Origin of the sequence: Paracoccus sp. (in: a-proteobacteria) (assembly GCF_030538695.1) — a bacterium.
Taxonomy (GTDB): domain Bacteria; phylum Pseudomonadota; class Alphaproteobacteria; order Rhodobacterales; family Rhodobacteraceae; genus Paracoccus.
This window is the reverse complement of the sequence record NZ_JAUNTN010000010.1, coordinates 32,795-45,585: the sequence shown is the minus strand read 5'-3', so window position 1 is coordinate 45,585 and position 12,791 is coordinate 32,795. Positions and strand designations below refer to the sequence as shown.

Annotated in this window: 12 protein-coding genes; 9 read left to right on the top strand and 3 right to left on the bottom strand. The window is 63.6% G+C overall.

Features of this window, described 5'->3' with window-relative positions; genetic code table 11:
- Positions 1-15 precede the first annotated feature (15 nt).
- Entirely contained in the window at positions 16-924 is a 909-nt protein-coding gene (gene accD / locus Q4G24_RS06940) for an acetyl-CoA carboxylase, carboxyltransferase subunit beta (RefSeq protein ID WP_303365785.1), read from the bottom strand.
- A gap of 102 nt (positions 925-1,026) precedes the next feature.
- On the opposite strand from accD, the gene cls reads away from it, so the two are divergent.
- The 7 genes from cls (at position 1,027) to pheT (ending at position 9,738) form a co-directional block, all read left to right on the top strand.
- The gene (cls, locus tag Q4G24_RS06935; protein WP_303365784.1) at positions 1,027-2,451 is read left to right on the top strand and encodes a cardiolipin synthase; all 1,425 of its coding nucleotides are present in this window, start codon (positions 1,027-1,029) and stop codon (positions 2,449-2,451) included.
- A 180-nt stretch (positions 2,452-2,631) separates the two neighbouring features.
- The gene (locus tag Q4G24_RS06930; RefSeq protein WP_303365783.1) at positions 2,632-3,417 is read left to right on the top strand and encodes a DUF6478 family protein; all 786 of its coding nucleotides are present in this window, start codon (positions 2,632-2,634) and stop codon (positions 3,415-3,417) included.
- 9 nt (positions 3,418-3,426) lie between these two features.
- Positions 3,427-3,777, top strand: coding sequence for a hypothetical protein (locus tag Q4G24_RS06925; protein WP_303365782.1), 351 nt, complete (start codon positions 3,427-3,429; stop codon positions 3,775-3,777).
- 96 nt (positions 3,778-3,873) lie between these two features.
- Complete coding sequence (locus tag Q4G24_RS06920) at positions 3,874-5,229, top strand: hypothetical protein (protein WP_303365781.1); 1,356 nt, start codon at positions 3,874-3,876, stop codon at positions 5,227-5,229.
- 428 nt (positions 5,230-5,657) lie between these two features.
- Positions 5,658-6,740 carry a phenylalanine--tRNA ligase subunit alpha gene (gene pheS, locus Q4G24_RS06915; protein WP_303365780.1) on the top strand — a complete coding sequence of 361 codons (1,083 nt, stop codon included), beginning with the start codon at positions 5,658-5,660 and terminating at the stop codon, positions 6,738-6,740.
- The gene (locus Q4G24_RS06910) at positions 6,737-7,354 is read left to right on the top strand and encodes a hypothetical protein (RefSeq protein WP_303365779.1); all 618 of its coding nucleotides are present in this window, start codon (positions 6,737-6,739) and stop codon (positions 7,352-7,354) included. Before pheS ends, Q4G24_RS06910 begins: the two co-directional genes overlap by 4 nt.
- On the top strand, positions 7,351-9,738 hold the full coding sequence (pheT, locus tag Q4G24_RS06905; RefSeq protein WP_303365778.1) for a phenylalanine--tRNA ligase subunit beta: 2,388 nt from the start codon (positions 7,351-7,353) through the stop codon (positions 9,736-9,738). Before Q4G24_RS06910 ends, pheT begins: the two co-directional genes overlap by 4 nt.
- Before the next feature lie 101 nt (positions 9,739-9,839).
- On the opposite strand, the gene Q4G24_RS06900 is transcribed toward pheT, so the two are convergent.
- Positions 9,840-10,721 (bottom strand): LysR family transcriptional regulator, encoded by an 882-nt coding sequence (locus tag Q4G24_RS06900; protein WP_303365777.1) that lies wholly within the window; start codon positions 10,719-10,721, stop codon positions 9,840-9,842.
- Positions 10,722-10,796: 75 nt separating this feature from the next.
- On the opposite strand from Q4G24_RS06900, the gene Q4G24_RS06895 reads away from it, so the two are divergent.
- Entirely contained in the window at positions 10,797-11,768 is a 972-nt protein-coding gene (locus tag Q4G24_RS06895; protein WP_303365776.1) for an aldo/keto reductase, read from the top strand.
- Complete coding sequence (locus tag Q4G24_RS06890) at positions 11,765-12,124, top strand: carboxymuconolactone decarboxylase family protein (RefSeq protein WP_303365775.1); 360 nt, start codon at positions 11,765-11,767, stop codon at positions 12,122-12,124. The genes Q4G24_RS06895 and Q4G24_RS06890 overlap by 4 nt, the downstream gene beginning before the upstream one ends.
- 9 nt (positions 12,125-12,133) lie before the next feature.
- Here Q4G24_RS06890 and Q4G24_RS06885 read toward each other — a convergent pair whose 3' ends face one another.
- The gene (locus tag Q4G24_RS06885) at positions 12,134-12,772 is read right to left on the bottom strand and encodes a pyridoxamine 5'-phosphate oxidase family protein (RefSeq protein WP_303365774.1); all 639 of its coding nucleotides are present in this window, start codon (positions 12,770-12,772) and stop codon (positions 12,134-12,136) included.
- Positions 12,773-12,791: the final 19 nt, after the last annotated feature.

Sequence of the window (12,791 nt, the reverse complement as noted above, 5' to 3'; positions counted from 1 at the left end):
TGGGTGAAGAAGAAATCAGGCGGTTTGTGCTTCAGGCGTCTTGTCGGGCGGCGGCAGGTCGCCGGCGACGGGGGCAGGCATTTTTATCAGCATACGGATAACGCCGATCAGTTCATCGCGGAGCTGTTTGCGATGCGTCACCCGGTCCAGCATCCCGTGTTCCAGCAGGTATTCGGCGCGCTGGAAGCCTTCGGGCAGTTTCTCGCGGATGGTCTGTTCGATCACGCGCGGCCCGGCAAAGCAGATCAGCGCGTTGGGTTCTGCAATCTGGATGTCGCCCAACATCGCATAGCTGGCGGTGACGCCGCCGGTGGTGGGGTGGGTGAGGACGACGATATAGGGCAGGTTCGCCTCGCGCAGCATTTCCACGGCGACGGTGGTGCGCGGCATTTGCATCAGGGACAGGATGCCCTCTTGCATCCGGGCGCCGCCAGCGGCCGAGAACAGGACCAGCGGGCGCTTCAGTTTCACCGCGCGTTCGGCGGCGGCGATGATGGCATTGCCGACATACATGCCCATCGACCCGCCCATGAAGCTGAAATCCTGCGCCGCCGCGACGATCGGGGTGCGGCCGATTTCGCCTTCGGCAACCAGCATCGCCTCTTTTTCGCCGGTGGATTTCTGTGCGGCTTTCATCCGCTCGGGGTATTTCTTCTGGTCGCGGAATTGCAGCGGGTCCGCGATGGGTTCCGGCACCTTGACCTCGTTGAAAACGCCGCCATCGAACAGAGCTTCAAAGCGTTTGCGGGGGGTGATCGCCATGTGGTGATCGCAGTTCAGGCAGACGTTCAGATTGTCGGCCAGTTCGCGGTGGAACAGCATGGTTCCACATTCCGGGCATTTGGTCCACAGGTTTTCCGGCATTTCGCGGCGCGAGAACATCGCGTTGATCCGCGGGCGGACGTAATTGGTGATCCAGTTCATGCGCGACCCCTTTGGCTTTACCCTGCGTTCAGATAGGGCCAAGCTGGGCGGATTGCAATTGCGGGGCTTGCGCCGGGGGCGTGGTTGGGGCTTTTAGGGCGGATGTGGACATATTTTCTGCCGCTTTTGCACTTTGTTCTGGCCGCCGGGATCGTGTTCCGGGTGCTGACCCGGCGCGGGCTGGAACCGTCGGTGCGGCTGGCCTGGGTGATGGTGGTCGAGGCGCTGCCTTTGGTCGGGATTCTGGCCTATCTGATGTTCGGAGAGGTGCGGATGCGCCGGGCCGACCGCAACCGGCGGGCCGATGTGCGCCAGCAGTTGACGAACCTGTGGCAGCCCAGCGAATCGGCGGTCGAACTGACCGGGCGGTTCGATACGGTCACGCGCATGATCCGCGCCGTGGGTGGGATGCAGTCGGTGTCGGGCAATCGCGCCACGCTGCTGGCCGAGGATGATACGGCCATGGACCCGATGATCGCTGCGATTGATGCCGCGCAGGACCATGTGCATTTGCTGTTCTATATCTGGCTGGACGATCATGTAGGCCGCCGGATTGCCGATGCGGTGACGCGGGCGGCGGGGCGTGGTGTGACCTGTCGGGTGATGGTGGATGCGTTCGGATCACGCGCATTTACGCGGTCAGCGGCATGGGCCGGGATGAAGGCTGCGGGGGTGCATTTGGCGCAGGCTTACCCGATGGGGCTGCCGGTTATCAGCATGTTGTGGGGCCGGCTGGATTTGCGCAATCACCGCAAGATTGCGGTCGTGGACGGGCGTGTCGGCTTTACCGGCAGCCGCAATGCCTCGGATCAGGCATTCGCGGTCAAGGCGAAATATGCGCCCTGGGTCGATATTCAGATGCAGCTTGAAGGCCCCGTGGTGCGGCAGATGCAGGCGACCTTCTTGCAGGACTGGATGAGCTATACCGGGTCCGACCTTGGGGCGATGCTGGACCCGCTGCCGCCGGTCAGCCAGCCGGGGCAGGTGGCGCAAGTGCTGCCGACGGGGCCGGACTGGCGCGAAGGCACGATGTCGGATGCGTTGGTGACGCTGATCCATGCATCGCGTGAGCGGCTGGTGCTGACGACGCCCTATTATATTCCCGACCAGCCGGTTGAAAGCGCCATCGCCAGTGCCGCCCGGCGCGGGGTTGCGGTCACGCTGATCCTGCCGGCCCGGAACGACTCCCGGCTGGTGCAGTGGGTCAGTGAGGGGTTCTATCGTGAGTTGCTGGATGCCGGGGTGCGCATCTATCTGTTCAAACCGGGTCTGTTGCACGCCAAGATCATCACCGTGGACGGGCAGGCGGCCATGATCGGCAGCGCCAATCTGGACCGGCGCAGCTTTGACCTGAATTATGAAATGAACGTGTTCTGGGTCTCGGAATCACTGACGGCGGCGCTGGATGCGCGACAGCAGACCTATATCGACCGGGCTGCGGAAATCACCCGCGATCAGGTGCGGGCGTGGTCCTTCTGGCGGCGGGCGCGGGCGAATCTGGCCGCTTTGGCGGCTCCGCTGCTATAAAACACGTCGGTTTTACGTCTGTTATGACCAGAAGGCTTGCTCTGCCGGTGCTGCGCTTTTATGCACGGGTAAGCGAAATGGCACGATGGGTTCGGGCAGTAAGGCATGAAAAACGCAGGTTTTGACATGGCCAAACTGCTGTTTCCCGTCTGCGCCGAAGATCGGCGAGGTTGATTCGACATGGGTTTCAGACCGAAGGCATGGTGGCAGCGCCTGCAACGCAAGCGGGCTGCTGAGCAGTGGCGCCAGATGGAAGAACAGGTGTCCGGCTTTGGCCGCGCACGGCTGGCCAGGCGCATGGATGAGGCGCGGACCCTGCGCGAAAGCCTTGGCCGCTTTCTGCACCGCGCCGATGAGCGCACCCGGCTGTCGCACGCGCGTCTGGCGGACCTGCCATTGCCCGGTGGCACCGACTGGCGTTGGCGTCCGGGGTTTCTGGCGGGGCGGGTATCGCCTTCGGGAATGGCCGGGCCGCAAAGTGGCGATTCGGTGGGTGAACTGGCCCGGCTTTGGCATGACGACAGCGATTCGCCGTTGATTCTGCGGCAGGTCGCCAATTCGGCCAGCGCCGATATGTCGCCCTTTGCCCTGCGGCTGGAGGTTCTGGATTTCAAGGGCAGCTATCTGTCGCTGTCCGTCGATCTGCCCGTTGATGCGCAGCAGGGGTTGCAAAAGAATCATGTCCTGCGGCTGGAAACCGATCTTCAGGTCGAGCGCCCGATCAGCATTTATGCGCGGCTGAACGTCCAGCATGGGCCGAACACCGACGAACTGCTGCGCCATTTGGGTGAGATCATGCCCGGCCAGTCCAACCATCCGGTGACTGAATTTGATCTTGCGCTGATCAACATGAACGAAAAGCGGCTGGAAAAGATCTGGCTGGACCTGATTTTCGAGGCCCCGCATATGAACGCGGTCGAGTTGCGGGATATGTTCATCTCGCGCCATCCCCGCGCCGAAGTGTAAGGAACCGCCATGATCGAAGCGTTTGAAAATCTGGGCCTCAAGGGCGGTATCTGGTCCGCCATCGTGACCGCCGATGCCGCGCCCGAGGGCTGGCATCTGGTGCATCAGGGGCAGCCGCTGGCGGAACTGACGGTCGAGGCGGCGGGCGATTCCCGCTGGCTGGTCTCGGTGCCGGTTCCGGCGACGGTGCTGCATGACGGGATGCAAACCTTGCTGATGACCGGGCCGGACGGGCAGGCGCGGGCCAGCCTGTCGCTGCTGTGCGGCCGGGCGCTGGAACCCGATCTGCGGGCGGAACTGGATCTGCTGCGGGCAGAGCTGGACCTGCTGAAACGCGCGTTCCGACGGCAGGCGAGCTGACAGTCAATTCTTGACTAAAACTCTTTGACATGACAGCAGGGGCTAAGGCCGGACCCAAAGACAGGCACGGCGCTGACACTGGCAAAGGGTGCCCTGATGAAAAACTTTTCCATTCGTTCCATGCTGATGGTTTCTGCCATTGCTTTGGCCGGGGCTGCGGCGGCGGAAACGCCTTGGGTCGCCGGAACCGACAGCTTTCCGGGGGCAGTTCGCGCCGGCTCGCGTGATGTGCCGGTCAAGCCGGGAGATGAAACCTCGGTCAATATTCAGCGGGCCGAGGCGGGGGCTTTGGTCAGCCTGCTGCATGGCACCGAGCTGCTGACGCCTGAACCCCTGACCATCGGTGAGGATGGCAGGCTGACGATCCCGCTGACCGCTCCGATTGATGCGGCGATTGGCCTGCACCCGCTGACTCTGGTCACGCAGAACCCGGCCAGCACCAGCACCGCGCTGCTGAAGCTGTCGGAAATCGTGCCGCCGCTGAATGTGGATGACTGGCATAGCCAGACTGCTCCAGTGGGCGAACGCGCCTATTGGTCGGCGCTGTCGGCGGATGGCAAGCTGTTCGTGGCCTCGGCCCGTGGTCCCAATGACGGCAGCCGCCTGCTGCGGCTGAACGCAGATACGCTGGCTGTCGAGGCCGAAGCCGGGATACCCAAGGACAGCACGGGCGAGCAGGTCGGCGTATTCGGTGTCGCAGTTGACGACGCGCATCATCGTGTCTGGACCACCAACACGCTGGCCCGGACGGTCACGGTTTACGATGCGAACGATCTGTCGGTGGTCAAGATGTTCCCCGAGGGCACCGTCCGTCACCCCCGTGATGTGGCCATCGACGCGGTCCGCAACCGTGCCTATGTGGCAGATGCGCTGACTGGCTTTGTCGAGGTTTTCGACACGGATTCGCTGGAACATGTCGCGCAATACGCCTTTTTCGCCGATGCCGGGCGCGAGGTGTTTTACACCATGGATTTCGCACTGGATGCAGAAGGCGGGCGGCTTTATTCGGTCAGCCGCGATTCGGCATGGATGGGCTGGGTTGATCTGGAAACTGGCAAGACGACCTCGGTCGAAATTCCCGAGGCCATCGGTGCCACCGACATCGCTCGCGATCCGGCGACGGGGCGGCTTTATGTCGTGTCGCAGGACAGCGACAACCTGCTGGTGCTGGACCCAGAGGGCAAGCAACTGGCCAACACCTATATCGGCGCGGGTGCTGTATCAGTGGTCTGGAACGCAGCGACCTCGCAGGTCTTTGCGGCGACCCGCGCGGGCGGCACGGTGGCTGTGCTGGATGGGGATGGCAAGCTGCTGGCGAATATTCCTGCCGACCAGACGCCAAACCACCTGACCGCCGGTCCTGATGGCGCGGTCTATCTGGTCGCGATGTATGGCACACGGGGCGAGGACAGCCAGACCGGCTCGGTCACGAAACTGACTGCGGCCAGATAAGCGCGTCTGCGCAGCGCCCCGCTGCGGGCGCTGCGCCTATTCTGCTTGCCGCAGCCGTCCTGCGGGTTCTCAAATGCCATGGAAGCCGGCCGGTGAGATCGCTCCATGGCCACCATCATCGACTTTCTGAATATGATTTCCGGGGCTGTGTCCGTGGTTTACGGCCTGCCGGCTGCCGGGGCTTATCTCGCCCTGCGGCCTGGGTTCATTCAGTCCGCTGGTTCAGAGGGATGTTCCGCTGACTGTCTGGTCCGGGGGGGATATAACGGCATATATCGCGGTGGCCCGGCCTGTTACATGTCGCGCGGATTGAGGCCGCCGTCAGCACTTCGGGGCCTGCGCCCGGCGTGGATCGTGAGTTCTGGCGTTAAAGCTTTTCCCGGCCCGCGCAGCATGTTAAGCCGCGCAGGCTATTCAGGGAAATGACCATGACCGACCTTGCCCCTCTGCGCCAGCAATGGCTGGACCGTATCGCCGCCGCCGCCGACCCCGCGGGTCTTGAGGAGGTGCGCCTTGCCGCGCTTGGCAAAAAGGGCGAGATCAGCCTGAAGATGCGCGAACTGGGCCAGATGACCCCCGAGGAGCGCCAGACCACCGGCGCCGCCCTGAACCGCCTGCGTGACGAGTTGGACGCTGCGCTGCGCGCCCGCAAGGCCGCGCTGGAGGATGCCGCGCTGGATGCCCGTCTGGCGGGCGAGTGGCTGGACGTGACCCTGCCCGGCCGCCCGCGCCCGGCGGGGACGATCCATCCGGTCAGTCAGGTCATGGATGAGGTCACGACGATTTTTGCCGATATGGGTTTCGCCGTGGCCGAAGGGCCGCAGGTCGAATCCGACTGGTTCAATTTCGACGCGCTGAACATCCCGCCCGAACACCCCGCCCGACAGGAACACGACACCTTCTTTATGCATCGCGCGGCGGACGATCCGCGCCCGCCGCATGTGCTGCGCACCCACACCAGCCCGGTGCAGATCCGCGCCATGCAGGAACAGGGCGCGCCGATCCGCGTGATCGCGCCGGGCCGCGTCTATCGCATGGACATGGACCAGACCCACACCCCGATGTTCCATCAGGTCGAGGGGCTGGCGATTGGCCGCGATATTTCCATGGCCAACCTGAAATGGACGCTGGAGGAGTTCTGCCGCGCATTCTTCGAGGTCGAGGAGGTCGAGCTGCGCTTCCGCGCCAGCCATTTCCCCTTTACCGAGCCATCGGCCGAGGTCGATATTCGGTGCAGTTGGGAAGGCGGCAAGCTGACCATCGGCGAGGGGGATTCCTGGCTGGAAATCCTCGGCTCCGGCATGGTCCACCCCAAGGTGCTGGCGGCGGCTGGCGTCGATCCGGCAGAATATCAGGGCTTTGCCTTTGGCATGGGCATAGACCGGATTGCGATGCTGAAATACGGAATACCGGATTTGCGGGCGTTCTTTGAGAGCGATTTGCGCTGGCTGCGGCATTATGGATTTGCGGCGGGGGATGTGCCGAGCGTGGCGGGGGGACTGTCGCGGTGACAACAGCCCAGCGCCCCGAACTGGAAGCTTGCGACCTTCCGGCTCGCACGGCTAATGCTGCGGTTGACAGGATTCTTGTTTATTTCTCTTTGATCCTCGCTGCATTATTCTTTTTCCCGACCCTGCATGCGTGGTTGCTGACCGTAACGCCGACTTGCAAAATTCTGAATAACGGGCCTATGCCTTGCAGTTTCAGTGAATTGTGGGTCACATTTTTATGGGATCCAGTTTTCAAGTTGGCGATTGCGGTTGGAATCCTGTTCGGATGGCTGCTGCTCGGGAAAATGGTCCATTACTTCTCGGGCGTTGACCGAAGCGGCAAGGTATGGTCCAAGGTTTTGCCGCCACCAAACGACGATCCCTATGTCATGGCGGTTGTTGGAAGTTGTGTGCTTAGCTTCGTCGTGGCGCTGGCACCGGTTTTGATCCTTAAGGTTTTGCCGCCGGACATCGTGGCCAAACTTGCGTTGTGGCTTGGAAATAACCTAGCAAAGGTGGTAATCGCCACTTTCTTTATCTGTCTGGGGCTGGTGGGTCTTTCTTCAAAGACGATTTTCTGGGTATTTGGCGCGGCATCTTTGATAATCGGCGTAATGGCGGGAATATTCCTATGAAATTCACCCTCTCCTGGCTCAAAGAGCATCTCGACACCACGGCAACCGTCTCGGAAATCGGGGAAGCCCTCACCGATCTCGGCCTTGAGGTCGAGGAGATCATCGACCCCGCCGCGAAGCTGGCGGGCTTCACCATCGCTCGCATCGCCCATGCGGAACAGCACCCGGATGCGGACCGGCTGCGGGTGCTGCGCGTCGAAACCGACGAGGGCGAGAAGCAGATCGTTTGCGGTGCACCCAATGCGCGGGCCGGGCTGATCGGCGTGTTGGCCAAGCCGGGCGATTATGTGCCGGGGATCGACACCACGCTTTCGGTGGGCAAAATCCGGGGTATTGAAAGCCACGGCATGATGGCCTCGGAACGCGAGCTGGAGCTGTCCGAGGAACATGACGGCATCATCGAACTGCCCTCGGGGCAGGTCGGGCAGCGGTTCACGGACTGGCTGGCCGAACATGCGCCCGAGAAGATCGACCCGGTGATTGACATTGCCATCACCCCGAACCGGCCCGATGCGCTTGGTGTGCGCGGCGTGGCGCGGGATCTGGCGGCGCGGGGGCTTGGCACGCTGAAACCGCTGCGCAAGGCGCAGGTCACGGGCAGCCTCCCCTCGCCCATCAGCGTCACCATCGCGCCGGAAATCGCTGCCAAAGCGCCGTTTTTCAGCGGTCGCGCGGTGCGTGGTGTCAAGAACGGTCCCTCGCCCGAATGGCTGCAAAAACGGCTGCGGGCGATCGGGCTGCGGCCGATCAACGCCTTGGTGGATATCACCAATTTCTTCACCTATGATCTGAACCGCCCGCTGCATGTGTTCGATCTGGCCCGCGTTCACGGCAATCTGCATCTGCGCGGGGCGGTGTCGGGCGAACAGATCGTCACGCTGGATGACAAGACCTATAGCCTGCCCGAAGGCGCGGTAGTGATCTGCGACGACCAGGGCCCGGAAAGCATCGCGGGTGTGATGGGCGGGGCGCGTTCGGGCTCGCAGGACGACACCACCGAGGTGTTCATCGAGGCCGCCTATTTCGACCCGATCAGCACGGCGGCGACCGGGCGGGCGTTGAAGATCAATTCCGACGCGCGGTATCGGTTCGAACGCGGCATTGACCCTACCTTCACGCTGGAGGGGCTGGATCTGGCCACGCAGATGGTGCTTGACCTCTGCGGTGGCGAGGCGTCCGAGGTGGTGACGGCGGGGGCGCTGCCTGATATGGCCCGCGCTTACTGGCTGGACACCGACCGCGTGCAATCGTTGGTGGGGATGCAAATTGCCCCGGATGTTCAGCGCAAAACGCTGGAATCGCTTGGTTTCCGGCTGGAAGGCGACATGGCCCATGTGCCGGGCTGGCGGCCTGACGTGCAGGGCGAGGCCGATCTGATCGAGGAAATCGCCCGTATCGCCAGCCTGTCGGGGCTGCAAGGCCAGCCCTTGCCGCGCCCCCGTGCGGGTGTGCCGCAGCCGGTGCTGACGCCCTTGCAGAGCCGCGAAAAGGCGGCGCGGCGGATGGCGGCGGCTTTGGGTTACAACGAATGTGTGACCTACAGCTTCATCGACCATGAGGCGGCCACGCTGTTCGGCGGTGGCTCGGATGTGACGCGGGTGGAAAATCCGATCAGCAGCGAGATGACCCATCTGCGCCCCGACCTGCTGCCGGGCCTGCTGGCAGCGGCGGCGCGCAATCAGGCGCGCGGCTTTGCCGATCTGGCGCTGTTCGAATGTGGCCCGGTGTTCTCGGGCGGCGAGCCGGGCGAGCAGGAGCTGCGCCTGACCGGCCTGCTGGTCGGCCACAGCGCCGCGCGTGACCCGTTCGGCAGCCGCCGTCCGGTGGATCTCTATGCCGCAAAGGCCGATGCCGAGGCGATCCTGCAAACCATCGGTGCGCCCGCGCGGGCGCAGATCGACCGCAAGCTGGATGGCTGGTGGCATCCGGGCCGGTCGGGGAATGTGCAGCTTGGCCCGAAACGGCTGGCGACCTTTGGTGAGGTCCACCCGCGCGTGCTGCGCGATCTGGATGTGAAAGGCCCGGCCGTGGGTTTCACCATCCATATCGCCAATGTGCCGCTGCCCAAGGTGAAAACCCCGGCGCGTCCGGCGCTGGTGCTGTCCGATCTGCAAGCGGTGGAACGCGATTTCGCCTTTGTCGTCGATGCGGATGTCGAGGCGCTGACCATCGTCAACGCCGCGCAGGGGGCCGACAAGGCCCTGATCGAGCGGGTGACGGTGTTCGACCAGTTCACCGGGCTGGAGGATGGCCGGAAATCCATCGCCATCACCGCCCGCCTGCAACCGCGCGACAAGACACTGACCGACAAGGACATCGAGGCGGTCGCGGCGAAGATCGTGGAAAAGGTCACGAAAGCGACCGGGGGCACGCTGCGGGGATAAAGGGGGCTGCGCCCCCTTGCCTCCGGCGGGGATATTTAGGGACAAAAGAGAGGCATCTTTTGTCTGTAAATATCCATGCCGAGGCGGCAGCTTGGGCGGGTTTATATCCCATGCGCCAGCGCCTGCCGGTTCTGCATGACCAGATCGCGCAGGAAATCCGCCACGGCCTGAACGCGCCGTGATGTGGCAAGGTCGGATTGCGTGACCAGCCAGATGGGTTGATCCAGTTCGGGCGTGGGTTCGGCGCAGATCAGTCCGCGCGGGCGGGCCAGAAAATGCGGCAGCACGGCAAGCCCCAGCCCCGCCGCGCAAGCCGCCAATTGAGCGGCCAGTGAGGTCGTCACCACCGCAGGCGCGGCACCGGCAAGGGCGCGTTCCACCCATCTGGCGGCGGGCAGATGGGCTTGTGCGTCCGACCATGCGATAAAGCCGCGGTGTTCGGGGGTGGTGTTCGGGTAATCCGCCGCTGCATACAGTCCGAACCCCATCACCCCCAGCCGCTGAACCGAGACATTGCCGCGATCAGGCCGCACCATGCGCAGGGCGATGTCCGCCTCGCGGCGGTGCAGGTTCACGCTGGTGAAGTCGGTCAGCACCTCGACCGTCAGTTGTGGATGTGCGGCCCGCAGGCGTGCCAATTCGGGCAGGATCAGCGCGGTGGCCAGATTTTCCGCCGTGGCCAGCCGCACCCGGCCCGCAACCTCGGCCTGCATCCTGCCCAGTGTCAGCGCGGCTGCCTCGATCGTTTCGGCACGCTCGATCAGGGCGGCCCCGTCCTCGGTCAGCGCATAGCCCGATTGTTGGCGGATGAATAACGGCTGGCCCATCGCGGCTTCGAACCGTGCGATACGGCGCGAAACGGTCGCCAGCCCCACCCCCAGACGCGCCGCTGTACCGCTGAGCGAGCCGGTCCGGGCGATGGCCAGAAAGCAGCGAATATCATCCCAGACATAGGGTGCATCTTTCCGATTTTGGAAATCCATTTACCATCCCCGGCGCTTTTGCGTGCTTTTCGGAAATGCCACAGTCGGATCACTCCGACAATGAAAAGGTGCGCCATGCAACGCCGTAATCTGACCGCTGATTTTCAGACCTCTGCCATCGGCCTTGGCTGTATGGGGATGAGTGAGTTTTATGGCCCGTGCGACGACGCCCGTTCCCTGCGCGTGCTGCACAAGGCGGCGGATCTGGGGATCACGCTTCTTGACACCGCAGACATGTATGGTCCGCAGCATAACGAAGACCTGATTGGTCGTTTCCTGCGCGAAATCTCGGCGCCGATGCAGGTTACGACCAAGTTCGGGATTATCCGTGCGCCGGGCGAATACCGGCGCAGCATCGACAACAGCCCCGATTATGCCCGCCGGTCGGTCGAGGGATCTTTGCGGCGGCTGGGGCTGGAACGGATCGACCTGTATTACGTTCACCGCGTTGACAGCGACCGGATCGAGGAGACGATGGCCGGTCTGGCGCGGTTGGTGGAGGCGGGCAAGATCGCTCGTATCGGTCTGTGCGAGGTCAGCGCCGCGACCCTGCGCCGCGCCCATGCGGTGCATCCGGTGACGGCGGTGCAAAGCGAATATTCGCTGTGGGCGCGTGGGGCCGAGGCCGAAGTGCTGCCCGCTTGCCGAGACCTAGGCGTGGGTTTTGTCGCCTATGCGCCGCTGGGGCGCGGGTTTCTGACCGGGCGGATGCAGGGCTTCGTCGAGGGTGATTTCCGCACCAGCCTGCCGCGTTTCCAGCCCGAGGCGCTGGCGGTGAACCGTCGTATCGCGGATGAAATCGCGGCGATCGCAGCGCGCAAGGGCTGCACGCCGGCGCAGCTTTCGCTGGCCTGGCTGCTGGCGCAGGGCGGTGATGTGGTGCCGATCCCCGGCACGGTGCGCGTTGAATACCTGCGTGACAATGCGGCGGCGGTGGATCTGGCGCTGACGCCGGATGATCTGGCCGGGATCGACCGCAGTCTTGCCGCGCTGCCGGTGGTGGGGGCGCGTTATAGCGACGAGGGCATGAAGGGCGTTGACGCATGAGCCGCCTTTCCGATGCGCTGGCGGTTCTGGAGCGGTTGGAGCCCGGTGCGGCCTCGCGGGTGCAGGCCAATCTGGAAGGATTCGCGCTCGGCACGACCGAGCTGATCCTTGGTCACGCCTTTGCCGACATTCTGTCGCGCCCCGGTATCGACCTGCGCAGCCGCGAGATGCTGACCGTTGCTATGTTGGCCGCGATGGCCACCGCCCCTGCACAACTGGAGTTCCACATTCGTGCCGCGCTAAATTGCGGCGTGACGCGGGCGGAAATCGTCGAAATCATCCTGCAAGTCTCGGTTTATGCGGGCGTTCCGGCTGCGATGAACGCCATCAGTGCCGCGAAAAAGGTGTTTGGCTGATCCGCCACGTTACTGGGGCCAAAGATCATCGCCGCAGATCTCGCGCGTCGCAAGCTGCTGGCTGAGGGTGGCAATTTCCTGCTCCAGCGCGGCGATGCGGGCGTCCTTGCGGGCAAGTTGCTCGGCCAGTGCATCGGCCTCATAGCGTTGCGGGATATGCTGAGGGCAATTCTGATCCCATGCGCTGACATGGATCAGCAGCGCCCGGTCGGCGCGTAAGCCGGGCGGTGTCAGGCGCTCGATCAGTGCCGGGTCGTCCTCGATCACCTCGGCCTGCCCCCAGATTTTGACCCGCTGCCGGTTGGTGTAATCCATCGCAAACAGCAACACGCGGTTGTTTTCGGACAGGTTTCCCAGCGTGATATATTGTCGGTTCCCGCGCAGATCGGCCATGGCGATGGTGCGGCTGTCCAGCAGGTGCAGAAATCCCGGCGGCCCGCCCCGATGCTGCATATAGGGCTGCCCATCGGCGCTGGCGCTGGCCAGAAACACGCTGCGTTGCAGGGTCAGGAACGCCGCCAGTTCCCTTGGAATATCGACCGGCCATTGCATGGTCTCGTAGAGCCGGCGGGAGCCGAGCCGGGTTTGCATCTGCTGCACGGCTTTGGAAAAGGCCAGACCATCGGGGGATCGGTCAAAATCGGACATATGGGCTTGTTCCGTGAGG

Coding starts and splice junctions, on each gene's coding strand:
- accD (WP_303365785.1), bottom strand. CDS start 924: ATGAACTGGATCACCAATTACGTCCGCCCGCGGATCAACGCGATGTTC.
- cls (WP_303365784.1), top strand. CDS start 1,027: ATGTGGACATATTTTCTGCCGCTTTTGCACTTTGTTCTGGCCGCCGGG.
- Q4G24_RS06930 (WP_303365783.1), top strand. CDS start 2,632: ATGGGTTTCAGACCGAAGGCATGGTGGCAGCGCCTGCAACGCAAGCGG.
- Q4G24_RS06925 (WP_303365782.1), top strand. CDS start 3,427: ATGATCGAAGCGTTTGAAAATCTGGGCCTCAAGGGCGGTATCTGGTCC.
- Q4G24_RS06920 (WP_303365781.1), top strand. CDS start 3,874: ATGAAAAACTTTTCCATTCGTTCCATGCTGATGGTTTCTGCCATTGCT.
- pheS (WP_303365780.1), top strand. CDS start 5,658: ATGACCGACCTTGCCCCTCTGCGCCAGCAATGGCTGGACCGTATCGCC.
- pheT (WP_303365778.1), top strand. CDS start 7,351: ATGAAATTCACCCTCTCCTGGCTCAAAGAGCATCTCGACACCACGGCA.
- Q4G24_RS06900 (WP_303365777.1), bottom strand. CDS start 10,721: ATGGATTTCCAAAATCGGAAAGATGCACCCTATGTCTGGGATGATATT.
- Q4G24_RS06895 (WP_303365776.1), top strand. CDS start 10,797: ATGCAACGCCGTAATCTGACCGCTGATTTTCAGACCTCTGCCATCGGC.
- Q4G24_RS06890 (WP_303365775.1), top strand. CDS start 11,765: ATGAGCCGCCTTTCCGATGCGCTGGCGGTTCTGGAGCGGTTGGAGCCC.
- Q4G24_RS06885 (WP_303365774.1), bottom strand. CDS start 12,772: ATGTCCGATTTTGACCGATCCCCCGATGGTCTGGCCTTTTCCAAAGCC.